The organism is Limosilactobacillus ingluviei str. Autruche 4, from assembly GCF_000312405.1.
Lineage (GTDB): Bacteria > Bacillota > Bacilli > Lactobacillales > Lactobacillaceae > Limosilactobacillus > Limosilactobacillus ingluviei.
This window is the reverse complement of the sequence record NZ_HE997173.1, coordinates 200441-223554: the sequence shown is the minus strand read 5'-3', so window position 1 is coordinate 223554 and position 23114 is coordinate 200441. Positions and strand designations below refer to the sequence as shown.

Below are 23114 nucleotides of genomic sequence, written 5' to 3'. Positions count from 1 at the left end.
TCAACCATTGTACCAAAAACCAACCGGCTTGCGGGATAAAATTCCGACTATTTTCGTTTGCTACCGGTTTCAGACCACTTAATACTTGAAGTATTGTCCCCCAGCTGACTTATTCAAGCGGTTCATATAAGCTAAGCCCAAGCCGGTTGCCGGGAACGCCTGCACCAAAATCTGCTTGATCGTTGGGTGGTGATCAAAGGTCCGCAACCCATCAAACAAACGGTGGGCAGCCGTCGTTACATCCGTTCCTAACGAAAACGTCAAATCGGTTGCTGGCAATTGAAGTTGCTGCAAAATCGAATCAGTAGCCATCACGCCCACCGGGGCCGCCTGCTCTTGCAACCATTGCTTGACTTGCTGCCAATCCGCATCAGGCCGCACCATGTACACCTGCGCATTCGGGGCATAGTGCTTATACTTCATTCCGGGAGCTTTGGGGATCTCATCTTGCTTAACTTGGTGATGGTTCAATTCGATCGAGCCAATTACTGCCTCAATGTCGGCTTGGGTTACCGCCCCCGGCCGTAAAATTACCGGCTGCGCCGTCGACAGATCCAGAACCGTCGACTCTACGCCGACCCGGGTCGGACCGTTATCTAAGATCCCGGCGATCTTGCCGGCCAAATCATGATAAACGTGTTGGGCCGTAGTTGGACTCGGCTTCCCTGAAGTATTGGCAGATGGTCCGACTAGCGGAACCCCGGCTTCCTTAATTAAGGCGAGCGTCGGGTCACAGTCTGGGTAGCGAAAAGCAACGGTTGACAAACCGCCAGTCACCGTTTTTGACAGTACGCCGGGCTTAATTTTCAAAATGATGGTCAATGAGCCGGGCCAGAAATGGGCCATTAATTGCCGGGCTGCCGCCGGAATTTCGGCGGCATATTGTTCCACCATTGCAACGGAATTCACGTGGACAATCAAAGGATTATCACTGGGCCGTCCCTTAGCTTGGTACACCTTTTTCACCGCTGCTTCATTCGTCGCGTCCGCCCCAAGGCCATACACCGTTTCAGTTGGAAAAGCAACCAGTTCTCCCGCGCGAAGCGTAGCGGCAGCGGTGGTAATTTCCTCCGGAGAAAAAATTTGTGTCTTCAAAATGCCATTGACTTCCTTTCTGATCTTTTATTCCTTATTTACCAAGGTCCACCCGAATCATCCGCATCCGATCGGCCATGTCATGCTTGGTTTGAATTTGGCCATCCGCGACTGTCCGGTGGAACAAGTCTTGAATGCGCTGCTCTTGCTTATACCCCGTCTCACCAAAGAGGACCCCACCAGGTACCAAATGTTCTGGTAATTCAGTAAACAGGCGCCGGTAAAAGCCTAAGCCCCCTTCTGAAGCAAATAAGGCCAACGGGGGGACATATTCGATCACTGAACGATCCATCTCATTGACTTCATCAACGGCAATGTAAGGGGGATTAGTTACAATTAAATCGAATTTTTGCCCGGCCAAGCCCGCAAACAGATCACTTTCGACTTGCCGCAGGTTGGTTCCGTGTAAACGTTGATTAGCCAAGGCAACTCGCAACGCACTGGTTGAAATATCACTCAAGGTCACTTGCCAACGGGGGCGTTCCAAGGCCAAAGTAATCCCGATCACTCCGCTGCCAGTTCCTAGGTCTAGCACGCGCAAAGGCCGATCAGCAGGCATCGTCGCTAATACCCACTCCACTAATTCTTCGGTTTCGCTTTCTGGAATTAAGACGTCCCGATTAACCACAAACACCCGACCAAAAAAGGGCGCCTTGCCAACAACATACTGGGCTGGTTCAGCATTGGCAATCCGCTCAACCGCCCGCGTAAACCGAAACGCCTCATCAGCGGGCATAATCTCCCGATTGTGCAAGACCAAATCCGTTAGTTTCCAGTCATGGATCATCTCTAAAATAAATTGCGGGGTGGCCGGATCCATTCCGGCTGCCTTCAAAAAAGAAGAAGCCCACTGCTGGGCTTCAAAATAGGTCCACTTACTCATTACGCAATTGCTCCAACTTTTGGGTTTGGTCAGCAATCATCAGCGCTTCAACAATATCATCCAAATCGCCGGCCATAATTTTATCCAATTTGTTTAAGGTCAACCCAATCCGGTGATCCGTCACCCGATTTTGCGGGTAGTTGTACGTCCGAATCCGTTCTGACCGGTCCCCGGTCCCAATCGCATCTTTGCGTTGGGCATCATAAGCGGATTGCTCTTTTTGTTGGTAGTAGTCATAAACCCGGGCCTTTAAAATCCGCATGGCCTTGGCCCGATTTTGTTGCTGCGACCGTTCATCTTGCATCGCAACCACAATCCCCGTTGGTAAGTGCGTCATCCGCACCGCCGAAGAAGTCTTGTTGATGTGTTGCCCACCGGCCCCAGAAGAACGGTAAACGTCAACCCGAATGTCTTTCGGATCAATTTCAATTTCAACGTCTTCAGCTTCTGGCATGACCCCAACGGTCGCCGTCGACGTGTGGACCCGCCCCGCGGATTCCGTAACTGGGACCCGTTGGACCCGGTGCGCACCGTTTTCAAACTTCAGCTTGGAGTAAACATTTTCCCCGGTAATCATCATGGCAATTTCTTTAAACCCACCAACTTCGGTTTCGGTCTGGTCGATGATTTCAACCCTCCAGCCTTGTTTTTCCGCGTAACGCAAGTACATCCCGTAAAGGTCAGCGGCAAATAAGGACGCTTCATCCCCACCAGCGGCTCCCCGGATTTCCATAATGATATTTTTATCATCGTTGGGATCCTTAGGAATCAATAGCACTTCCAGTTCCTTTTCCAAGGTCGCTTGGCGGGCTTTACTTTCAGCCAATTCTTCCTTAGTCATTTCCGTTAATTCGGGATCGGAGGTTTCCCGCAACAACTCTTCGTCATCTTTAATCGTTTGGGTCACCGTTTGGTACTCATGGTATTTTTCAACCGTTTCCCGTAAACTCCCCTCCTCCTTGGAGAGCTTCATGAACCGCTGACTGTCAGCAATCACTTCGGGATCAGAGATCAGTTCGTTTAATTCATCGTATCGATCTGCGACCGCTTGTAACTTATCAAAGATTTCGTTCATTTGCATTCTTAATCAATCTCCTGTCCTGTGGATAATGCGGGGTGGAAGTAGTGATGGCGACAAACTGGGTAGTAGGACTCATTGCCCCCAATTTGGACCTGCTCGCCTTCATAAACTGGCTGACCGTCGTGAATTCGTAAATTCATAATCGCCTTATGTTTACAGAACCAGCAGATTGTCTTCATCTCTTCAATTTTATCGGCATAAATCAAAAGGTACTTGGAACCTTCAAACAGCTCATTTTTAAAATCATTTTTTAACCCAAAGGCCATCACGGGAATCTTTAATTCATCAACAATCCGGGTCAGTTGCAAAACATGCGCCTTGGTTAAAAACTGGGCCTCATCAATCAACACGCAATAAAGGGGGTGGGCAACCGCCTTAACCAATTTATAGATATCAGTATCCATCATCACTGGCGTGACCTGGCGTTCTAACCCAATACGAGAGGCAATAATCCCCCGCCCCGCGCGGGTATCAACCCCACTGGTCAAAAGTTGCACTGGTTTGCCCTGTTCTTCATAATTGTGTGCGACTTTTAAAATGTCAATTGACTTGCCGGAATTCATTGCTCCGTATTTAAAAAACAGCTGTGCCAATTCTTTCACCCTTTTTTAATTGCATAGTGACCTATATTATAGCGAAGATTGCCCCATTTTTAAACCGTCTTCGCCGGGAAGCTTAAAAAAATCTGGTAAAATCCTTGGAACTAAGTCAAAGAAGGGATTGCTTTTCTTTTGATACCAGAACGCTTATAATTTCTAAATGTGATTATTGCGAAATGAAGGAGGCGCCTTATGTCGCTCAAAAGTTCAATTGCTGAAGCCGCTGGCCGATCCAGTTACTGGTTTTTACACAAGTTTTTCAACGGGGGCAGCTCCCTGCCGGGAAAAATCACGCTAAAACTGGATTCCAATATTCTCCAAGCCTTCAGCCAAAAATACGACCTGGTGATCGTGACCGGGACCAATGGCAAGACCTTAACCACGGCCTTAAGTGTCCGGGTCCTCAAGGAAAAATATCCGCAGGTCCTGACCAATCCTACTGGTTCTAACATGGCTCAAGGGATCGTCACCACATTTATTACCGCTCCCCGGCCCAAGCACAAGGGGTTAGCCGTCTTGGAAGTCGACGAAGCCAACGTGGTCCGGGTCTGCCAATACATTACGCCGATTGCCTTTGTAATTACCAATCTCTTCCGTGATCAAATGGATCGCTATGGTGAAATCTATACCACTTACGACAAAATTTTGGCGGGGATCAAATTGGCTCCTCAAGCTACCATTATTACAAATGGGGACGAACAGATTTTTAATACCAAGTCCTTACCTAATCCGACCATTTACTACGGCTTTGACCATACTGAAAAGGGCGACTACATGGCGCCAGCCAATACAGATGGCTTGCTTTGTCCCAAGTGTCAGCACATCTTGCATTACCACTTACGGACCTATGCTAACTTAGGGGATTACTTCTGTCCGCACTGCGGCTTTGCTCGGCCCCAATTAACTTATACCGTGACCAAGCTGACCGAACTGACCCCAACCAGTTCGACTTTCGAATTGGACGGTCAAGAATACCGAATTGGGATTGGTGGTTTATACAATATTTACAATGCGCTGGCTGCTTATGCCTTAGGACGCTTTTTGGGGGTTGAACAAGCTCAGATCAAGCATGCCTTTGAATCTGATGAGCGGGTCTTTGGCCGCCAAGAAATGATTAAAGTTGCTGACAAAGAAGTCACCTTGATTCTAGTGAAAAATCCGGTGGGCCTGAACCAAGTTTTGGACATGATCTTAACGGATCCCGAACCATTTAGTTTTGGCTTTCTTTTAAATGCCAACTACGCGGATGGCATCGATACCAGTTGGATTTGGGATGGGCAATTTGAAAAGCTCAAAGATCACGCAATCCCTTACTTTATGACCGGTGGTGAACGCTACAAAGATATCACCACCCGGCTGACGATGGCGGGGATTGAATTAAATACGCATGAACCAGACCTGACCAAGGTGATTGACGACATCAAACAGATGCCAACCCGCCATGTTTACTTGCTGGCAACTTACACGGCGGTCCTGCAACTACGCAAAGAACTGGCGGACCATGGCTACATTAAAGGGGGAATGGATTAAGATGGCGCAATATCATTTACGCTTGGCGCACCTTTACGGTAATCTTTTAAATACGTACGGTGATGAGGGCAATATTTTGGCATTAAAGTACTATGCCCAACAAATGGGTGCTGAGATTGAAGTGCAACTAATCAGTATTGAAGAAGATTTTCACGCCGATGACTTTGATTTAGCGCTCTTCGGCGGTGGCCAAGATTATGAACAACTCGTCGTTTCAAAAGATTTACCGCATAAAGCGGCGGAATTAAAGAAATTTATCGAAGCTGATAAACCGCTGTTGGCAATTTGTGGGGGCTATCAACTCCTGGGCCAATACTACGTTGACGCCAATGGTCAAAAAATTCCTGGCGCGGGCGCGTTAGATCACTACACCCTGACGCAAAGCCAACAGCGGACCGACAGCGCTAATGCCACCCGGTTCATCGGCGACATTACGATTAAAAATAAGGAAACAGGCCAACTTTACCATGGCTTTGAAAACCACAACGGGCGAACTTTTTTAGGCCCTAAAGAGCGTCCCTTGGGGATTGTGCAAGAAGGGCATGGCAATAACGGCGAAGATCAAACCGAGGGCGCCATTTACAAGCATACCTACTGTTCCTACTTCCACGGGCCGATTTTAACGCGCAACGGTGAACTGGCGAAGCGAATGCTGCTGCAAGCCCTGGAATTAAAATATCCAACGGCTGACTTCAGCCAACAAAAAGCGTTGAAAATCGCTCCCACTTTCTAACGGGAGGCCCCAAAATGAATCTTTTTTCCACTTTAATGGTCCTGATCTTTTTTGCGGAATCTTTTTGGGAAATCCGCCTGTATTCCCGGCTCTCCCAAAAAGCTCCCACCGTTCGTCAGCCGGCTGAACAGGCGCGCCTCGCTAAAGTCATGCGGCTTGAACGGCGGTGGAATCTTTTTTCATGGCTATTGGTTCTCGCGGCCTTAATCTTACCTGAGCACCTGTTTATGCCCTTAGCGTGCGTGTTAGTGCTTTGTGAAACTTTAGTCGTAATGCGCTTGGATCAGGAAGATCGCCGGCTTAGTTAAGTTGATAACAAGCAAATTGATCGCCTTTTGAAATTAATTATGATAAATTTTTCTTTGTAATCAATTTCATCGAAGAATGAGGTGACAAAATGGCACAAAAAATTAATTTGAAGGCCGCAGTGGCCGCTGGGATTGCAGCCGGTTTAGTTTCTGGCTTGGTCAAACTAGGCTGGGAAAATCTTATGCCCCCGCGGACACCCGAACGGGATGCGACTAATCCGCCCCAAAAGCTCTTGGAACAACTTGGGGTGCCTAGTGAAGTTACCCACGCGACCTACACTTACGCTGGCCACCAGTTGCCATGGGTTAGTTATCTGGTCCATTTTGGCTTTTCGGCTGGCTTTGGGGCCCTGTACAGCGTCGGAGGCCAGTTGGCGCCGTGGCTTAAAACTGGCCGCGGCGTCCCATTTGGCTTAGCCGTTTGGGATGCCTTCCACGTTGAGTTAATGCCCCGCTTGGGAACTGTCCCAGCCGCGAAAGACCAACCCCTTGAAGAGCACGTCTCCGAAATTTTAGGCCACGCAGTTTGGATGTGGTCAACCGACCTAATGGCGACGCAACTCTATCAACAGTTTAATCACCACGCGGATTAACTTTAATTCAGCACAAAAGTGGCCGCCTTGCTGGCTCCCTTCTTGATAAGGGGGCGCAAGGCGGCCACTTTTTTATTCTAGCCGGGCTTGTTCATTTAAGTAGGTAGCAAAAAGCTGATCGCGACGAACAAGGTAGGCTTGATTATGCCCAGTCGGATGAACGCGATTCGTCAACCCGATCAATCCCTGCTTGGTTTGCTGGTCAATCAACAAAAAGGTCCCTGTAAACCCGGTATGGCTTGCAATCAGGTGGCGGGGCGTCCCCCGGCTGGTGAACAGCTTCCAACCCATCGCCCGGTGGTGTTCACCGGGTAAGGCGGTTTGGTCGCTAAACATCATCGCAACACTGGCCGGCGTGAGGAGCCCGTTTAAATTCGTTGTTATTAAAGCCCGGACATAGGTCAGGACCCCGGTTAACGTCCCGAACAACCCTGCACTGCCACAGTGCTCTTTTAAAACCGCAGCTTTGGGATCATGTACCTCCCCCCGCAACAAGCCCCGGTGCGCCGTAATGGCCGTTGGCACCGTCTCATTTGGCTGCGGCCGAAAGGTGAGTTCGGACGCTAAACCAAGGGGAGTAAACAGGACGCGGGTTGCCAACGTTTGAATGGGCACCCCCGTAACTCGTTCGGCAATTAAGCCGGCAAAGATCAACCCCAAGTCGGTATAACAAATATTGCGCTTGGCATTTGGGCCAAACTGCTCCGTTTGTAACAAAGCCGTCAACAGCTCCGTTTGGTTTAGGCGCTCCCGGTGCGGAATATAGCCTTCAATTGCCGCCGTGTGGGTTAACAATTCCCGGAGCGTTACGCTTTGGCCCTTGAGTTCAGGGAGGTACTTTTGAACTGGATCATCCCAGCGCAATTGCCCTTCTTGTACCAACCAGGCGATTACCGGCGTCGTTGCCAACACCTTGGTTAACGAGGCCAAATCGTAAAACATTCCCGGCTGCAACGCTTCGCGGGTCGGCTGTAATTGGGCCCAGCCTTGCTCTTTGGTCCAAACCCGTTCTCCTTCAAATAGCGCGTAGGAAAGCGCCGGGACGACTTGATCATGGACCAACGCTTCCAATTGGGCCAAAGTTTGTTGGTACTTATCTTGCCACACTGCTACCATCTTCTTCCTAACTTAATTGCTTCCCCATAAATTGGCTATTGTACAGATCCGCGTAAAAGCCGTGCTTTGCCATTAAAGTCTGGTGGTTCCCCGTTTCAATGATGTGCCCTTGGTTCAAAACAATAATTTGTTCCGCTTTTTGAATCGTTGACAGCCGGTGGGCTACAACAAAGCTGGTCCGGTTCTCTTGCAACTTGCGCATCGCCCGTTGAATCAAAACTTCGGTCCGCGTATCGACCGAACTGGTGGCTTCATCTAAAATCAAGATCTCAGGATCCGCTAGAAAGGCCCGAGCAATCGTTAACAACTGCCGTTGGCCTTGGGAGATGTTTGAAGCAGTTTCATCCAGGATCGTCGCATACCCTTCCGGCAACTCACGAATAAAATTATCCGCCCGGGCCAAGCGGGCCGCTTGATAGACTTCTTCATCACTGGCATCCTCACGACCGTACTTAATATTATCAAAAATCGTCCCCGTAAACAGCCAGGTTTCTTGCAAGACCATCGCCATATGACTGCGCAATTCTTCGTGGGGCATGCCCTGAATATCTTGACCCTTCAAAAGAATTTGTCCGTGGTCGAGCTCATAAAAACGTTCCAACAGGTTAATGATGGTCGTTTTCCCCGCCCCCGTTGGTCCAACAATGGCGACCATTTCATTGGGTTGGGCAACTAAATTAAAGTTTTCAATCAGCGGTTCCTCCGGCCGGTAGGCGAATGAAACGTTTTTAAATTCAATCATTGGGGCTGTTGCAACCAACGGCGTGGCCGGGTGCACCGTTGGTGACAGTTCTGGTTCGTCCAAGACCTGAAAAATTCGTTCGGCCGAAGCGATTGTTTGTTGAATCGTGCTGGACAAATTCGCTAACTGAGTTAAGGGTTGGGTAAATTGATTGACGTATTGAATAAAGGCCTGCACATTCCCCAAGGTCAACTGCCCATGCGCAACCCGGATCGTCCCAATCACCACGACCAGGAGGTAGCCAATGTTTTTAATAAAATTCATTAGCGGAAAAATCAACACCGAAAAGAATTGCGCCCGCCAGGCGGCTTGGTAGTATTTTTGATTGGCCTGGGCAAACTTTTGGGCTTCATCTGCTTCGTGATTAAAGGCACGCACAATCGTATGGCCAGCGTACACTTCTTCCACTTGGGCGTTAATCGTTCCCAAAGCCGCTTGCTGCTTAGCAAATAATTTTTGCGCTGTCGGGGCAACAAAACCGACCACTACCGCTGACAGTGGTACGGTAACCAAAGCAACCAGGGTTAATTGCCAACTGATTGACAGCATCAAAATCAAGGCCCCTAAAATCGTCAATAAACTGGTGATCAATTGGATAATCCCCTGCTGTAAAGCCGAAGCGATATTATCCATATCATTGACCATCCGGCTCATAATTTCACCATTGTTGGTTGTATCATAATACTTCACGGGCACCCGCGCCAGCTTGGCCTTTAAATCGCGGCGCAGATTGTAGACCGCGCGCTGCGAAACCCGGGTCATAATGGCCTGTTGAGCAAAGCTAAAGAGTCCTGATACTAAGTACAAGGCTAAGACTACCCCCGCAATCCGCCCAATTTTGGCAAAGTCAATCGGCATTTTCGCCACTGCTTGGCCCGCCTTAAGCTGCGCGTAGCCCTTCATCAGGCCGTCATAGATCGTAGTGGTGGCTTCCCCTAAAATCTTCGGCGCAATAATTGATGTTACCACTGAACCAATGGCCATCACGACCGCAAATAGCATCGCCCAGCGCCAAGGCTTCAGGTAAGTTAAGAGCCGCTTGGCAGTCGGCCAAAAGGCGACTGCTTTTTCCGCTGGTCCCCGATGGCGATTATGCATCTGCTTCATCCCCCTTCTGTAACTGCGAAGCAATAATTTCTTGGTAGGTTGGATTAGTTGCCTTTAAGGTGGCATGATCACCTTGACCAACCACGTGTCCATCTTCCATTACCAGGATTAAATCTGCATCGGCAACGGTTGAGACCCGCTGGGCCACAATTACCTTCACCGCCGGTTGTAAGTGCTTAGCAGTCTGCAAGGCGTGCCGTAATTGCGCATCCGTCTTAAAATCAAGCGCCGAAAAAGAGTCATCAAAAATGTAAACCGCTGCCGGTTTAATAATCGTCCGAGCAATCGCCAACCGTTGGCGTTGACCACCCGAGAAGTTTGCCCCGTCTTGTTCGACAACGGCATCCAGGCCCCCGGCCGCTTGAACAAAATCTTGGGCTTGGGCTACCTTGAGGGCCTGCCAAATTTCCTCATCCGTTGCGTCCGGTTTACCAAATTGCAAGTTGGAGCGGATTGTCCCCGAAAACAGCACCGCTTTTTGCTGGGTAATTGATACCAAAGCGTGTAAATCGTGTAACCGCAGCCGATTAATTGGTTGGTCGCCAATCTTGATTTGGCCACTCTCAACGTCAAATAAGCGATCGATCAAATTGACCAGGGTCGACTTTCCCGACCCGGTTCCCCCAATAATGGCCACCGTCGTCCCCGCTGGCGCAATGAAGCTAACGTCTGTTAAAGAAAGCTTTTCTGCGCCCTGGTAACGAAAATTGACGTGGTTAAAGCTTAAACTGGCTGCTTCACGTGGTAAAGCAACTGCTTGCGCTTGACTAGGCTCTTGCACCACAATCGGATAATCCAATACTTCGTTCACCCGCTTGGCCGCCGCTGCCCCCCGGGGGACAAAAACAAATACCATTGCCAACATCATAAAGGAAAATAAGATTTGGGCCGCGTAAGTCAAAAAGGAAACCAAATTACCAACTTGCATCTGCCGCTCGGCAATTAAATGCGCACCGTACCAGATGATCCCCACGTTGGTCAGGCTTAAGATCAAAGTCATCACCGGAAAAAGGAACGCCACTAAGGTATAGGCCTTGATCCCCGTTTGGGTGTAATCCTCATTTGCGGCTTGAAACCGGCTTTGCTCGCGTTGATCTTGGTTAAAGGCCCGGATCACCCGGACCCCCGTCAGTCCTTCCCGAAAAACTAAGTTGATCCGGTCCGTCTTCTTTTGAATACTCCGAAACAGTGGGATCGCCCGTCGCATCACACTGCCAACGGTGAGGGCCAAAATCGGTAAACTAATTAAAAAAATGACCGTCAGCTTGGGCTCCCGGTGGTAAGCTAAGACAATCGCTGCCAACATCATCACTGGTGATTGCAACATCATCCGCAAAGTTTGAAACATTACCGTTTGAATCTGGACAATATCATTAGTTGAACGGGTAATCAATGATGAATCGCCAAGGGTGCTGACTTCTTGGTTTGAAAATTGCAACACCTTGGCAAAAATTTGGGCCCGTAATTTTTGGCCGACCCGCATGGCTTGGGTTGACGCGAAATAGGTATTAACCGCCGCAGCCAACAGCCCGAGTAAGGCGACCCCCAACATAATCAGACCGGCATGCTTGATATAGGCTAAATCATTTTTCACCACGCCCCGGTCAATCAGTTCCGCCGTAATCGTTGGCAAGTAAAGATCAGCACATACTTGCCCCAATAAAAATACAACCGCCAGTAACGTCGGTAACCATTCCAAGTTCCGCTTGGCAATTTTAAGCATGGTCATCCCCCTTTGCGTCCCTGATCTGTGCATCATAAGTTTTGATGTTTTCAATCATTTGCTGCAAAATCCGCTGCAAAACTGCCTTGTCCGCTGGCGTAATTTGTGCAAATAATTGCGCCACAAACTGATCGTGCTCCGCCTTGATCTCCTTAGCGCGAGCTTGACCTTTGGCCGTTAACTGCACCCGTAAAATTCGGCGGTCAAACGGATCGCGGGTCCGTTGCACATAGCCATCCGCTTCTAGCCCGTTCAACGCTTCCGTTAATGACCCCGGCTTCAAATGAACCCGGTCAGCTAATTCCCGCTGGGATAGGGACGTTCCGGCATAACTCACGAGGCCGATAATCCGGTCTCGTCCCCGGAGGCCGGTTCCTCGCCCCTTGCGATGCCGCGCTTGCATCAACCGCCCCATTTGCATCCGGAGCTGCCACCAACTCTGCATTAATTCTTGATTACTCATTAAAGCCCTCCTAAATTTAGTTAGGTATCTAATTATTAGAAATCTAACGAATTTGAGTATACCCCCCTTTACCGACCTGTCAAGCAAGCTTAACCAGCATTTTTTACATCTTTTTTAAATCCGGCTGAGCAAATTGACGCGCGATAACGGTTTTGATAACGTAAAGGAGTTAGTAATTTTATTTGACTGAGGTAACTTGAAATGAATGATGAACGAGAAACCCGCGCTGCTTACCGCCGGGAATTAGAACACCGTATTAACCAGCGGGTCGCCCAAACCCCACAACAGGGTGGCAATGGCAATCAGCCCCCCCGGCCCCCGCAACGCCCCCACCATCACGGCGATGCGTTTAAATGGGTCCGGCGGGTCGTATTAGCAATTATTTTGCTATTCTTGGCCTTGGGAGGTTACGAGTATACTAAACTGCATTCTACAGCCGAAGGGATTTTTGCCACTGGAGATGGAAAATTAGATACCAAGCTGCGCAACGGGGATCCCGTCTCCGTCTTGGCCTTGGGAACGGACGTCGGCGCCCTTGACCGGGGAAACAAGGGGGGCAATACCGATACCATTGAATTAATTACAATTAACCCCAAAAAAGAAAAGATTACCATGACCAGTATCCCACGGGATACCTTGGTCAGAGTCGACACTAGCGAAGGCGCTGATTACGTTAAGATCAATGCGGCCTATTCAATCGGCGGCGCTAAGCAAACCGTTAAGCAAGTCGAAGAGCTCTTAGACGTCCCGGTTGATTACTACGCGGTCATTAACATGGGCGTTTTGGAAAAAGTCGTGGATGCCGTTGGCGGGGTTGACGTTGATAACCCCTTTGCCTTTACCTATGAAGGCCATCACTTCAAGAAGGGCAAGCAACATTTAAACGGGGCCTTAGCTTTAAAGTATTCGCGGATGCGTTATGATGACCCGAACAATGATTATGGCCGCCAAAAACGGCAGCAACAGGTCATGAAGAGCGTCGTAAATACCTTTAAACACAAGGGATCACTATCAGCGGCCAATAAAATTTTGAGCGCCGTAAAGGACGGTATCAAGACCGATGTGCCAATGGACTCCATCGGGGGGCTCTTTACCAATTACCGGGTCGCAATGAACAACGTGGCTACCTACCACTTCCAAGGAAAGAATGCGATGATTGATGGCGCCTCCTTCCAAATTGCTTCTCCAAAGGAAATCAATCGGGTCTCACGCTTGGTCCGCTTACAACTCGGCTTAAAGCCCAAGCACGTTACCAATATCGAAACCCGGATGTATAACATGCAAACCAATTACGATGGTTACAATAATATTGACTTTATCTTACCGAATAATGCTACTTACAACGTCCCGGGCAGTGGGACGCCAAGTGCAACCACCATCAGTACTACGACCAGTTCCAATAACTGGTTGTCAACGGGGAATTCAATGCTGAAATCAAGTCCAACTTTAGGAAATTAAGCATATTAGCCAAAAGGCGCTGCGAAACTGACTTAGCTCAGTTTGGCAGCGCCTTTCGTAATGCAACGACAAACCCCCAACCGGGGAGAGCCGATTGGGGGCGAATGGATGTCGGAGTCTCTTGAATACTTCCGGTTCTACAATATTTGGTACTGATGGGAGTAAAATCCTGTTAGTACCATTTTTGTTAATTACGGTTTTGTATGTACAAAAAAAGAAGACGGCTGACCCCCGCTCTTCAGTAACTAAAGAAAGGACCGTCTTCAATGAATAATTATATCAAAAGCTTAACCGGTTTAACAGATAATCTCATTACTTTCGATCCTCGCGTAGCCGAAGATGATCGACTTAAAATTATTCCCGCCAATCCGACCGCCCGGCACCCGTTTGCTCGCCAAGAACACTGTGAACTTTATCTTCGTCAATCTTATCCCAATGCTTGTCCCGTCTGCGGTCAATTAATGCGGAAAAATGGCTTTAAAACGGTCTATCTGCGGGGACTCGAAATTAGTGGCCGACCATTGGTGCTCGTAATTGCTAAACAGAAGTATCTCTGCCCCATTAGTGCGGAATGTCCCACCTTAGTCACAGACCTGGCCCGGGTTCAAGGCATTAATGTTAATCATCAAATCATGCCTAATGTCCAACAGCGCATGCTGTTGGCCTTAACTGAAATTCATTCAGTTAAGGATATTGCCAATCAACTCCACGTTTCGCAAGTGACGGTCTATCGTCAAATGAGCCAGTTAAAACGCCAATTTCGTCCCAAGCGTCATTGGCTGCCAGAAGTCCTAGCCCTTGATGACTTTAAAGCTGGTCGCTTTGCGACGAGTGGGATGAGTATGGCTTTAATGAATGGGGAAACCCATGAATTGATTGATGTGATTGAATCCCGCACCAACACTTGCTTGCGCAATTATTTCTATCGGTATGAGTATGCAGTCCGGTCCAAAGTTAAATTAATTGTGGTTGATCTCTATCAACCTTATCGGTCCTTGATTCGAGATCTTTTTCCCAATGCCGCTATTGTCGCTGATCGCTATCACGTCGTGGTTCAAGCTTACCAAGCATTGAACCAAGTCCGTACCCAAACTATGAAGGCTTTGCCTTCTAAGGATAAGCTGGCCCGCGCTTTAAAACGCTATTGGCGTTTATTGGTTAAGGATGCGGCCAAACTCAACTGGCACGATTTTAAGCGGCGAACTGGTTTTGGTGGCGCCCAGTTGAATGAACGGGAAGTGATCGATCGGCTGACCGCTACGAGTGACGCGCTTAGTACGGCGTATGGCTACTACCAACAACTGTTGTGTGCCCTTCATTTTCAAAGTTCAGAAGTCTTGGCAGAGTTATTAAAAACCAAGCTGACAGCTTTGCCTAAACCTTGTCAAAAGGCCCAACGCACGCTACGGAATCACCGTGAAGAAATTGAGCGTAGTTTTGAACAACCTTACAATAATGGCTCGTTAGAAGGGACGAACAACGTCATTAAAACGATCAAACGAGTTGCCTTTGGTTTCCGGAGCTTCCCCAACTTCCGTCTTCGAATTCTACTAGTCGCTAAATCACCATACTTTAACGTCAAAACAGCTGCCTGAAAAAAGGCAGCTGTGGGGGTAGACCAATTATTCTTCTAAAAGTTCATCAGTACCAGTTGACGAAGAACCATACTTCCCGACAAAAGATGTTTTTGAGAGAGGATTTTCTCCTCCGGTTAGAAATATACCAAGAAACCCAGCTAAATGCAAGCAAGAAACCGAATTTGCCCTTACTTACAGTAATTCCGCAAAGACATCCTCATTTTGATTTAAGAATTCTTGGCCCGCGTGGATTTCTTCAATTTGAATCCCCGCTAAAGCGCGTTCCATCAAGCCATCAACATCCAGCCAACTTTCATACTTAGCGGCTTTTGCCATATTCGGCTTTGTCTTCGGCGAGGGCGGAGTAAAGACCGTACAACAATCTTCGTACGGCAAAATGGACAGCTCGTAAGTATCGATGTCTTCAGCAATCTTAATAATTTCGGTCTTATCATAAGACAAGACCGGCCGGAGAACCGGCATGTTCGTGACTTCTTCAATTGCCCGCATCGATTCCATCGTTTGGGAAGCCACTTGCCCGAGGGATTCACCATTAAAGATCGCCAGTCCCCGCCGGCGGTTGGCTAATTCGACCGCCAAGCGCAACATGAAGCGCCGCTGAACCGTCATTAAATAACCTTCCGGCACTTTTTCCTTCACCGTCTCTTGAATTTCCGTAAACGGAACTTGAATAAACCGGATACTCCCAGCATATTGCGCCAGTTTTCCCGTTAATTCCTTCGCCTTGGCCAAAGCCTGTTCACTCGTATACGGCGGACTATAGAAGTGGACCATTTCCAAGGAGACGCCCCGCTTTAAGGCTAAGTAAGCTGCCACTGGCGAATCAATCCCCCCAGAAAGCATCATCATCCCTTTGCCAGCGGTCCCAACTGGTAACCCACCAGCCCCCTTGATAATTTCACTGGTTAAGAAAATGCCGTTCAACCGGACTTCAACCCGGACTTCGATATCCGGCTGATGCACGTCAACCGTTAGTAACTCCGGAAATTCTTGCAGCAGATAACCGCCCAATTCCCGGTTCATTTCAAAGGTTCCCATGGCAAAATCATGGTCACTGCGCTTGGTTTCAACCTTAAACGTCATTGGCCGATCGACTTGCTTTTCAATCAAAGTCTTCGCCGCCTGACAAACCGCCGCAAAATCCTTTTCAACCCGCAGGGACGGCGAGAACGTCTGAATCCCAAAGACCAACTTTAGGCGCTTCATCACTGCCGTGCTGTCCGCCCCGTTTAAAATAATGTGCAACCGATCGGGATTTGCATGAACTTTTACTTCGCTAAAGTCATGCAAGGCTTTCCGGACGTTATTACCTAAGCGGTCGATAAAGTTCTTTTTATTGCGCCCCTTGGTGGAAAGTTCCCCGTAGCGCACCATAATTTCATCGTATTGGAGTTGTGCCAAAAAATCCCCTCCTTACCTTAATCAATAATTTTTTGGAAACCGGCGTAAACCTGGTCAAAAGCCTGATTGAACGCGACGGCATCGGCCAGCGTATTCTGATCCCCTAAACTGATGCGCACCGCTGATTCAGCCAGTCTGGTCGGCACCTTCATCGCCGCAAGCGTGCTGGCTTCCGCCTGTTTTTTCGACGAGCAGGCACTGGTCGTCGAAATATAAATGTCGTGATCTTCAAACGCATGCACGACCGTCTCGCCGCGCACGCCTTCAATGGCAAAACACAAAACGTGCGAAGCAAATTGGGGCGTTAGATCCGAAAAAAGATATACATGGTCAAATTGCTGGAGGTGCTTAAAGATCGCCGTCCGGACGGCTTGTTCTTGTTTAACACTTTGGGCTTCTTTTTCCTTCACCAGCCGAATCGCCCGGGCCATCGCCGCAAAGCCGGCTACGTTTTCCGTTCCGGAACGTTGCCCCCGTTCTTGGCCCCCACCGTTAATCAGGGGCGCTAACTGGCGACCTTGCTTGGCATACACAAAGCCGGTCCCGCGCAGAGCATGGAATTTATGCGCCGAGAAAGTGGCAAAATCCACCCGGTCAGAAAAGACCACGTCATCTAAGCCCTTTCCCAACGCTTGCACGGCATCCACCATGAAATGGACCCGCGGATAGGCTTGCAAAATTTCGCCAATTTCTTTAATCGGCTGGATCGTGCCAATTTCATTGTTTACCGCCATAATTGATACCAAAATTGTATCTGAGCGTAAGGCCGCCTGTACATCCGCTGGCTTGACCCGACCAGTTTGGTCAACGGGCAAGTAAGTTACTTCAAACCCCAACTCTTCTAATTGGGCCATGGCGTTGCGCACCGCCGCATGTTCTACACTCGAGGTAATAATGTGTTTACCAAACTGCCGCTTCGCCAAGGCCGTTCCTTTAATTACCCAGTTATCCCCTTCGGAGCCCCCCGAAGTAAAAATAATTTCACTTGGTAAGACCCCTAACAGTTGAGCAATCTGGCGGCGCGACTGCTCCAACAGATTCCAAGCGGGCTCGCCTAGCTTATGCAAACTCGAGGGATTGCCCCAAATTTGCTTGGTAACTTGATCAAAAGTTGCGAGGACCTCCGGCCAAACCGGTGTCGTGGCACTATTATCAAAGTAAATCAAAAACGTTCCTCCTCATGTCGTTAGACCAACGGGGGCTGCTAGCTACCCGCGATCTACTTGACTGTTTTACCTTCGCTAACCTTGGTTAGAAAACATGGTGACCCAGTCAAAAGGTGGGATCTAAAAATCCCCGGTTCAACTCTAAACGACAATCATTATACAAAAAAACCAGCTGGACTAAAAGCCAACTGGTTCTAAATCAAAAAATTAATTCGTTGCGTGATCAACTTCGTCAAAGTAACTCTGCTCTAACCGTTTGAAAGCTCCTGGCTCGGCTTCTTCAATCGCCGTCCCAATCGTTTCGAGGCTCGCCGTATATTCATACTGATCAAATTGGGTCTGGGCCTTTTGAATTGCCGCTTCGATTGACTCGTGGTCTACGCTTAAGCGGTGCGCATATTGAATCATCCGCTCCGTCAATTCAGCACTGTCACGCAATTCATCCGTTTTTTCTTGGAGGGTTTGCAAATCTTCTTGCACCATCAAGAGTTGCTTGGTAATTTCTTCCATATCAATTTGGGGCCGATCCATCGCTTGTGACAACTTCTTTAGTTCACCAGCCACAACGAAAAAGTAATCCAAGTAGGCTTGCGGAATCCCGGGTAAATTTAAACTCTCGACCCGGCGCTTCGTCGTTTTTAACGTTACTGCAAACCGTTGTAAGGCTTTTTGAGCGCGTTGCTCATCTTCTTGTAAACCAACCACCCCATGATTGATTTCAGTTTGTTGCTTTTCAATCGCCGCCAATTCTTCTTCCGCTGCTTGCAGCTGCTTGAGCACCTGACTGTCCACCGCCGTTTGTGCATCGACAGCTTGTTGGGCCTCAGTCAGTTCTGCCCGCAACTGCCGGAGTTGCTCATTTAACCCCCGGGCGTCAGCCATTTCATTGTGATTCAGCGTATAGCTCAAGCTCAATTTGTCCAATTCATTTAGCAACTGCCGGTTCTGCTGTTCCGCATGCGCCAAGTGATCAAGCGTGGGCGTCAAAAGCTGAGCAACTTGGGGCCGGGCATCCAACTCTGTTTGCATTACTTCATATAAGTGATCAATGGCTGGCGCTAAATGTTCATTAGCAGCCTTTACCGGCGCAATTTCAAGGGTAGCCAATTTTTCAAGGGCAAACTTTTGCTCCTCCGCCAAATCCTGAATTTTAACCAAGAGGTCAGCTTCACTAAAATTGTAGTGTTCTTGTTTTAGTTGTTGATAGCCGTTCGCCAGTTCGCTTAATTGGTCAGGGTAAGTGGTGTACAAAGGCTTATAGAGTTGGGGCACCGTGTCCAACAAATCAGCAAAGACTGCCGTTTCCGCCTTTAAATCATCCAAAATTTCTTGGGCCGCCTCATGATCCCCTTGGTTGGCAATCGTTGCAAAGCGTTCAAACTTTTCTTCTAAACTAACTAAGCGATCATGTAAAGCGGCTTTGCTTTCACCGTACGCAAAGGCTTCCTCATCTAATTTGCGGCCGTAGTCATTGTACGTTTTGCGCAATTTGGTTAACGCCACCGTTTGATCCTTTACCGCCGCGTCCAATTGATCCAACGCCTGGTTAATACGTTGGTATTCAGCTTCAACTTTTTGAACCTGCGCCGCTAAGTCCTTCACTGCGCCGTTAATTGTAAACAGGGCCGTCGTCTTTGCTTCATTGCTTAAAACCGCGGTTTGTTCCTTTGCCTTTTTAACGGCTGGTTGCAACTGCTGATCAAAGCGTTCCCGCAACTCCGTAAACGATTTGAGTGACTCCCCCATTAGGGCCTTAACTTTATCTGGCCCTAAGCGTGTGTCAATCTGTGACAATTTCAATGCGGCCAACCGCTGCTCCAAGTCAGCCAGCCGCTTTAAAGTTTGGCGCTGGTAAACAAACAATCCGATAATGACTGCTAACGCCACTACCAGCACCCCAATTAAAACTTGTACCATGTTTATCCCACCTACATAAGAAAATCCTTAGTCTCAGTATAGCATACAGCTCAAGCTTTCGGGTCTTGCTAGGGCAAGTTCAACTATTTTTTTGCTTGACGCAGGTCTTGAGCTTATTGTATGATACTTCTTGTGTAAAATAATGCAGCAGTATGGAGCAAGCTCGTCAACAGCCTGATGCCAACTTGGTGTTTCTAGTACCCCAGCTGCGAGGGTGAACGATCTGATCAGGCTGCACGAATGTGAACCATACAATCGGCTTATTTTACTCCAATTCAAAATATTTGGAGGAATTTAATTATGTCACGTTACACTGGTCCAAGCTGGCGGTTATCCCGTCGTCTTGGGGTTTCACTTTCTGGTACTGGTAAGGAATTAGCACGGCGCCCATACGCTCCTGGTGACCACGGGAACGACCGTCGTGGGAGCATTTCTGAATACGGGACGCAATTGCGCGAAAAGCAAAAGCTGCGTTTCATGTACGGGATGACGGAACGGCAATTTAGCAACCTCTTCAAGCGGGCCGGCAAGATCAAGGAAGGTACTCACGGTACGAACTTCATGATCCTGTTGGAACGGCGGTTGGACAACATGGTTTACCGGCTTGGGTTAGCCACTACTCGGCGCCAAGCTCGTCAATTGGTTAACCACGGCCACATCATGGTTGATGGTAAGCGGGTTGACATTCCTTCTTACGAAGTTAAGGTAGGCCAAGTAATCTCCGTTCGCGAAAAGTCCAAGAACTTGGAAATCATCAAGAACGCGGTTGAAGCTGTTGTCGCTCGTCCTTCCTACGTAGAATTTGATGCTGACAAGCTGGAAGGTTCCTTGACGCGGCTCCCAGCCCGGGAAGACATGAATGCTGACATCGACGAAGCCCTCGTCGTTGAATTCTACAACCGTCACTAATCCCATTAGGACGGTTACCCCAAACACCGGCAAATTTGCCGGTGTTTTTTTTTGCACAAAAAAAGAAAGCCGCCAAAAGCTTTTCTGCGACTTTCTCTGCTTAATTTTCTGATTAGCCTAGCCAAGCAGCCAAAACGGCTCCCTCCGCCAAGACGGCAGGCAACATTTGTAACACCCAGACCTTTTTGCCGACGGTTAACCCACCGTAACCAGCAACTACAATCACAAATAGTAGTAACAAGCTCCAAACCTGAAACCGGGCTGCCCCACTAAAGAACCACAGCGTGCTAATCAATAAGAGCCCCAACATGCCATTATAGATTCCCTGGTTAGCCATTGCGACCCGCGCTTCTGGCTGACGCGCGTATTCTTCACTCAAACCAAAGGCCTTGGCTTGTTGATGCGGCTTGGCAAACATTTCGAGCACCATAATCCCGAGATGCTCTAAACCAACCAAGCAGACTAAGCCAATTGCAATCGTCACCTTAACTCCTCCTCTTCAAGCTTTTATTCGGTCATTGCTGCCCAATGATTAATTGGACCATATTGATGGCCCACCGTCAAGCCATTTGCAATTGCAGCATGCACCAATTTATTTGCCCGTCGGATAGCTGCGGCGACGGTCGCCCCCTTGGCCAACTCAGCGGCAATAATCGCCGAAAAACTGTCGCCCGTCCCGTTAACGCGATCAGTTGGAACATAGGGTTGCGTCAGCCAAAAGGTCGTTTGATCCGCTAGACGGACAAAATCTTTGACCGGCGTCGTTTGTCCTGCCACGTGTTGGCCCTTGATCACCACGTTCTTTGCCCCTAGCGCTTGTAATTCTTCTGCCGCCGCCTCAATTTCAGCCGGCGTAGCCAACTCCTTACCAGTCAATTTCTGAGCTTCAAAAAAGTTAGGCGTTAAAACGGTCGCCAGCGGAATAATCCGTTCCCGGAATAATTCATAGGCCGATTGTTCCAACAGCATCGCCCCATGCTTGGTAATGATGACCGGATCAACTACCAGCGGCCCAAACTTGGCCTCATCATATGAATCAGCCACCACATTAATCACCTCATCGTTGGCCAGCATCCCGGTCTTAGCGGCGCGAATTTGAAAATCCGCCGCTAACACTTCAAACTGCTTAGCAATAAATTCTGCCGGCATGACTTGACTCGCATAAATACCATGCGAATTCCCAGCTACCGCCGCGGTTAAGATCCCGTGACCATAAACCTGATCCGCAAAGAAAGCATGTAGATCCGCGGGCATCCCCGCACTGCCGTCCGAATCGTGTCCCGCAATCGTTAACGCTTGAATTGTTTGTTCCATCCCACATTCCTCCGTCAGACCTGAAGTTCCTGTTTTTAATGATATTTTAATTCTATCATAAGGATTGTCAAATGTTGAATTGAATATTTTGATCTTTTTGTGTCAAGCGGTTGACATAGAGAAAAAAGAAGCATAGAATCAATGATCGTAAAGTGAAGTTTTTCACCAATAGGAGGAAAGAGACATGCAAGAATCCCACGTGGTCAATACCCGGTCGATCTCAATGACCGCCAGTATTGCTTATTTTGCCCTTTCGATTGTCATCAATTCGATGGGGAATGTGTTAACCCTTGTGACAAGTTCACATATTCACCCCCAATTTCTGGGGTCAGCTTATTGGACGGCGGCCGAAAACAACCTCGGTTATGCTATTTTAGGTAAGGATAACCCCTTAGCGTTATTCTGGGCCTTTATGGTTCTAGGAATGTTAACGTCCGTTTTAAACGCCATCCTAATGAAGAAATGGGATTGGAAACGGATTGGCGGGAATTTTATCTTTATGTTACCCTTCTCGATCTTTATCCAATGGTTCTCCAACATCTTTAATCGGATCATGCCCGACGCCCATTCCCTTGGGATGATCATCTTGTACGTGGCCATCAACTTTTTAGGGGTGGCATTCATCGGGGTAGCCATTTCAATCTACCAACGGGTTAACCTCGTGCTTCACCCGGCTGATGATTTATACCAGATTTTGCGGTTCCGCTTTTGCAAGGGAAATGCCACCATTTCCATGTGGATGTCTTATATTCCGCCAACGCTGTTTGCCCTAATCGCATTACCAAAGATGGGCTTAGCCAACTTCGGGTTGGGGACCATCTTTGCTTTACTGTTCCAAGGCGCGATTACCGGCTGGGCTGATCAGCATATTTTTGGTCGCTTAACCCACCAGGCCTTAGACCTTGGCAACTAAGTTTTACACTGATATGAAAGGAAGTTTTACTAATGGCATTTAACAAGAGTTTAGCAGGTTACTTTGATAATTTACAACACGTCGGCATGCCAACGGATGATTTGCCAAAGACGGTCGCATTTTGGGAAAAACTCGGCTTTAAAATGACCGGGAACTTTGATACCGATGACCAAGGCAACCAAGTCGTTTTCATGAGCTATGCCCACTTGACCCTTGAAATCTGGACCGGGGATGGCGCGGTCCACCAAACTGGGGCCATCAACCACCTCTCCTTAAATACCAGCGATGCCGATGCGGCGTTTCAAGCTGCCAAGGCCGCTGGCTTTAAGATGAAGGAAACGGAAGTACAACACCTCGACTTCTGGGACCACGGGATCAAGTTCTTCAACATCGAAGGCCCCAACAGTGAGACGATCGAATTTTGCGAAATTGTCAAGTAACCAGTAAAGAAAATAAAGAAGCAGT

At 48.5% G+C, this 23114-nt stretch carries 22 protein-coding genes; 9 read left to right on the top strand and 13 right to left on the bottom strand.

What is annotated here, in order from left to right; all coding sequences use genetic code 11:
- Positions 1-78: 78 nt before the first annotated feature.
- Genes BN54_RS01120 through BN54_RS01105 form a run of 4 tightly spaced genes read right to left on the bottom strand, consistent with a single transcriptional unit; the run spans position 79 to position 3652 of the window.
- Positions 79-1095, bottom strand: coding sequence for an L-threonylcarbamoyladenylate synthase (locus tag BN54_RS01120; RefSeq protein WP_019205282.1), 1017 nt, complete (start codon positions 1093-1095; stop codon positions 79-81).
- Between the two features lie 34 nt (positions 1096-1129).
- A complete protein-coding gene (gene prmC, locus BN54_RS01115) occupies positions 1130-1978 on the bottom strand; it encodes a peptide chain release factor N(5)-glutamine methyltransferase (RefSeq protein WP_019205281.1) in 849 nt (282 codons plus the stop codon).
- Positions 1971-3053 carry a peptide chain release factor 1 gene (gene prfA, locus BN54_RS01110; RefSeq protein WP_191976442.1) on the bottom strand — a complete coding sequence of 361 codons (1083 nt, stop codon included), beginning with the start codon at positions 3051-3053 and terminating at the stop codon, positions 1971-1973. Before prfA ends, prmC begins: the two co-directional genes overlap by 8 nt.
- Positions 3054-3061: 8 nt before the next feature.
- Positions 3062-3652, bottom strand: coding sequence for a thymidine kinase (locus BN54_RS01105; protein ID WP_019205279.1), 591 nt, complete (start codon positions 3650-3652; stop codon positions 3062-3064).
- 198 nt (positions 3653-3850) lie between these two features.
- Here BN54_RS01105 and BN54_RS01100 point away from each other — a divergent pair, with 198 nt between their 5' ends.
- The 4 genes from BN54_RS01100 (at position 3851) to BN54_RS01085 (ending at position 6822) form a co-directional block, all read left to right on the top strand.
- On the top strand, positions 3851-5188 hold the full coding sequence (locus BN54_RS01100; RefSeq protein WP_019205278.1) for a Mur ligase family protein: 1338 nt from the start codon (positions 3851-3853) through the stop codon (positions 5186-5188).
- A 1-nt stretch (position 5189) separates the two neighbouring features.
- Positions 5190-5921, top strand: a complete 732-nt coding sequence (locus tag BN54_RS01095) for a type 1 glutamine amidotransferase (RefSeq protein ID WP_040469675.1) — start codon at positions 5190-5192, stop codon at positions 5919-5921.
- A gap of 14 nt (positions 5922-5935) precedes the next feature.
- Entirely contained in the window at positions 5936-6229 is a 294-nt protein-coding gene (locus tag BN54_RS01090; RefSeq protein ID WP_019205276.1) for a hypothetical protein, read from the top strand.
- A gap of 89 nt (positions 6230-6318) precedes the next feature.
- Positions 6319-6822, top strand: coding sequence for a DUF1440 domain-containing protein (locus BN54_RS01085; protein WP_019205275.1), 504 nt, complete (start codon positions 6319-6321; stop codon positions 6820-6822).
- Positions 6823-6894: 72 nt separating this feature from the next.
- Here BN54_RS01085 and BN54_RS01080 read toward each other — a convergent pair whose 3' ends face one another.
- From BN54_RS01080 to BN54_RS09740, 4 genes are read right to left on the bottom strand one after another with little or no spacing between them, the layout of a single operon-like run.
- A complete protein-coding gene (locus BN54_RS01080) occupies positions 6895-7929 on the bottom strand; it encodes a serine hydrolase domain-containing protein (protein WP_019205274.1) in 1035 nt (344 codons plus the stop codon).
- Between the two features lie 16 nt (positions 7930-7945).
- Positions 7946-9778 (bottom strand): ABC transporter ATP-binding protein, encoded by a 1833-nt coding sequence (locus BN54_RS01075; protein ID WP_019205273.1) that lies wholly within the window; start codon positions 9776-9778, stop codon positions 7946-7948.
- Positions 9771-11510 carry an ABC transporter ATP-binding protein gene (locus BN54_RS01070; protein WP_019205272.1) on the bottom strand — a complete coding sequence of 580 codons (1740 nt, stop codon included), beginning with the start codon at positions 11508-11510 and terminating at the stop codon, positions 9771-9773. Before BN54_RS01070 ends, BN54_RS01075 begins: the two co-directional genes overlap by 8 nt.
- On the bottom strand, positions 11503-11973 hold the full coding sequence (locus BN54_RS09740) for a MarR family winged helix-turn-helix transcriptional regulator (protein ID WP_019205271.1): 471 nt from the start codon (positions 11971-11973) through the stop codon (positions 11503-11505). Before BN54_RS09740 ends, BN54_RS01070 begins: the two co-directional genes overlap by 8 nt.
- A gap of 201 nt (positions 11974-12174) precedes the next feature.
- Between BN54_RS09740 and BN54_RS01060 the strand changes: the two genes are divergently transcribed.
- Both BN54_RS01060 and BN54_RS01055 read left to right on the top strand, forming a co-directional pair.
- Positions 12175-13431 (top strand): LCP family protein, encoded by a 1257-nt coding sequence (locus tag BN54_RS01060; RefSeq protein ID WP_019205270.1) that lies wholly within the window; start codon positions 12175-12177, stop codon positions 13429-13431.
- Between the two features lie 266 nt (positions 13432-13697).
- Complete coding sequence (locus BN54_RS01055) at positions 13698-15026, top strand: ISL3 family transposase (protein WP_019205269.1); 1329 nt, start codon at positions 13698-13700, stop codon at positions 15024-15026.
- 174 nt (positions 15027-15200) lie between these two features.
- On the opposite strand, the gene thiI is transcribed toward BN54_RS01055, so the two are convergent.
- The 3 genes from thiI to ezrA all read right to left on the bottom strand — a co-directional run bounded on the left by thiI (position 15201) and on the right by ezrA (position 19513).
- Positions 15201-16403: a tRNA uracil 4-sulfurtransferase ThiI gene (thiI, locus tag BN54_RS01050; RefSeq protein WP_040469802.1), complete on the bottom strand. Its 1203-nt coding sequence runs from the start codon at positions 16401-16403 to the stop codon at positions 15201-15203.
- A 44-nt stretch (positions 16404-16447) separates the two neighbouring features.
- Positions 16448-17596 carry a cysteine desulfurase family protein gene (locus BN54_RS01045; protein WP_019205267.1) on the bottom strand — a complete coding sequence of 383 codons (1149 nt, stop codon included), beginning with the start codon at positions 17594-17596 and terminating at the stop codon, positions 16448-16450.
- A 207-nt stretch (positions 17597-17803) separates the two neighbouring features.
- Positions 17804-19513 carry a septation ring formation regulator EzrA gene (gene ezrA, locus BN54_RS01040; RefSeq protein WP_019205266.1) on the bottom strand — a complete coding sequence of 570 codons (1710 nt, stop codon included), beginning with the start codon at positions 19511-19513 and terminating at the stop codon, positions 17804-17806.
- Between the two features lie 300 nt (positions 19514-19813).
- Between ezrA and rpsD the strand changes: the two genes are divergently transcribed.
- Positions 19814-20422 (top strand): 30S ribosomal protein S4, encoded by a 609-nt coding sequence (gene rpsD / locus BN54_RS01035; RefSeq protein WP_019205265.1) that lies wholly within the window; start codon positions 19814-19816, stop codon positions 20420-20422.
- A 112-nt stretch (positions 20423-20534) separates the two neighbouring features.
- On the opposite strand, the gene BN54_RS01030 is transcribed toward rpsD, so the two are convergent.
- Complete coding sequence (locus BN54_RS01030; RefSeq protein WP_019205264.1) at positions 20535-20906, bottom strand: DUF1304 domain-containing protein; 372 nt, start codon at positions 20904-20906, stop codon at positions 20535-20537.
- Positions 20907-20929: 23 nt separating this feature from the next.
- Positions 20930-21736, bottom strand: coding sequence for a bifunctional hydroxymethylpyrimidine kinase/phosphomethylpyrimidine kinase (thiD, locus tag BN54_RS01025; protein ID WP_019205263.1), 807 nt, complete (start codon positions 21734-21736; stop codon positions 20930-20932).
- A gap of 184 nt (positions 21737-21920) precedes the next feature.
- On the opposite strand from thiD, the gene BN54_RS01020 reads away from it, so the two are divergent.
- Both BN54_RS01020 and BN54_RS01015 read left to right on the top strand, forming a co-directional pair.
- The gene (locus BN54_RS01020) at positions 21921-22649 is read left to right on the top strand and encodes a DUF6198 family protein (RefSeq protein WP_019205262.1); all 729 of its coding nucleotides are present in this window, start codon (positions 21921-21923) and stop codon (positions 22647-22649) included.
- A 32-nt stretch (positions 22650-22681) separates the two neighbouring features.
- Positions 22682-23089: a VOC family protein gene (locus BN54_RS01015; RefSeq protein ID WP_019205261.1), complete on the top strand. Its 408-nt coding sequence runs from the start codon at positions 22682-22684 to the stop codon at positions 23087-23089.
- Positions 23090-23114 lie beyond the last annotated feature (25 nt).

Bases quoted from the DNA above. Each gene is read 5' to 3' on its own strand.
- prmC (WP_019205281.1), bottom strand. From the start codon at position 1,978: ATGAGTAAGTGGACCTATTTTGAAGCCCAGCAGTGGGCTTCTTCTTTT.
- prfA (WP_191976442.1), bottom strand. From the start codon at position 3,053: ATGAACGAAATCTTTGATAAGTTACAAGCGGTCGCAGATCGATACGAT.
- BN54_RS01100 (WP_019205278.1), top strand. From the start codon at position 3,851: ATGTCGCTCAAAAGTTCAATTGCTGAAGCCGCTGGCCGATCCAGTTAC.
- BN54_RS01095 (WP_040469675.1), top strand. From the start codon at position 5,190: ATGGCGCAATATCATTTACGCTTGGCGCACCTTTACGGTAATCTTTTA.
- BN54_RS01090 (WP_019205276.1), top strand. From the start codon at position 5,936: ATGAATCTTTTTTCCACTTTAATGGTCCTGATCTTTTTTGCGGAATCT.
- BN54_RS01085 (WP_019205275.1), top strand. From the start codon at position 6,319: ATGGCACAAAAAATTAATTTGAAGGCCGCAGTGGCCGCTGGGATTGCA.
- BN54_RS01075 (WP_019205273.1), bottom strand. From the start codon at position 9,778: ATGCATAATCGCCATCGGGGACCAGCGGAAAAAGCAGTCGCCTTTTGG.
- BN54_RS01070 (WP_019205272.1), bottom strand. From the start codon at position 11,510: ATGCTTAAAATTGCCAAGCGGAACTTGGAATGGTTACCGACGTTACTG.
- BN54_RS09740 (WP_019205271.1), bottom strand. From the start codon at position 11,973: ATGAGTAATCAAGAATTAATGCAGAGTTGGTGGCAGCTCCGGATGCAA.
- BN54_RS01060 (WP_019205270.1), top strand. From the start codon at position 12,175: ATGAATGATGAACGAGAAACCCGCGCTGCTTACCGCCGGGAATTAGAA.
- BN54_RS01055 (WP_019205269.1), top strand. From the start codon at position 13,698: ATGAATAATTATATCAAAAGCTTAACCGGTTTAACAGATAATCTCATT.
- thiI (WP_040469802.1), bottom strand. From the start codon at position 16,403: ATGGTGCGCTACGGGGAACTTTCCACCAAGGGGCGCAATAAAAAGAAC.
- ezrA (WP_019205266.1), bottom strand. From the start codon at position 19,513: ATGGTACAAGTTTTAATTGGGGTGCTGGTAGTGGCGTTAGCAGTCATT.
- rpsD (WP_019205265.1), top strand. From the start codon at position 19,814: ATGTCACGTTACACTGGTCCAAGCTGGCGGTTATCCCGTCGTCTTGGG.
- thiD (WP_019205263.1), bottom strand. From the start codon at position 21,736: ATGGAACAAACAATTCAAGCGTTAACGATTGCGGGACACGATTCGGAC.
- BN54_RS01020 (WP_019205262.1), top strand. From the start codon at position 21,921: ATGCAAGAATCCCACGTGGTCAATACCCGGTCGATCTCAATGACCGCC.
- BN54_RS01015 (WP_019205261.1), top strand. From the start codon at position 22,682: ATGGCATTTAACAAGAGTTTAGCAGGTTACTTTGATAATTTACAACAC.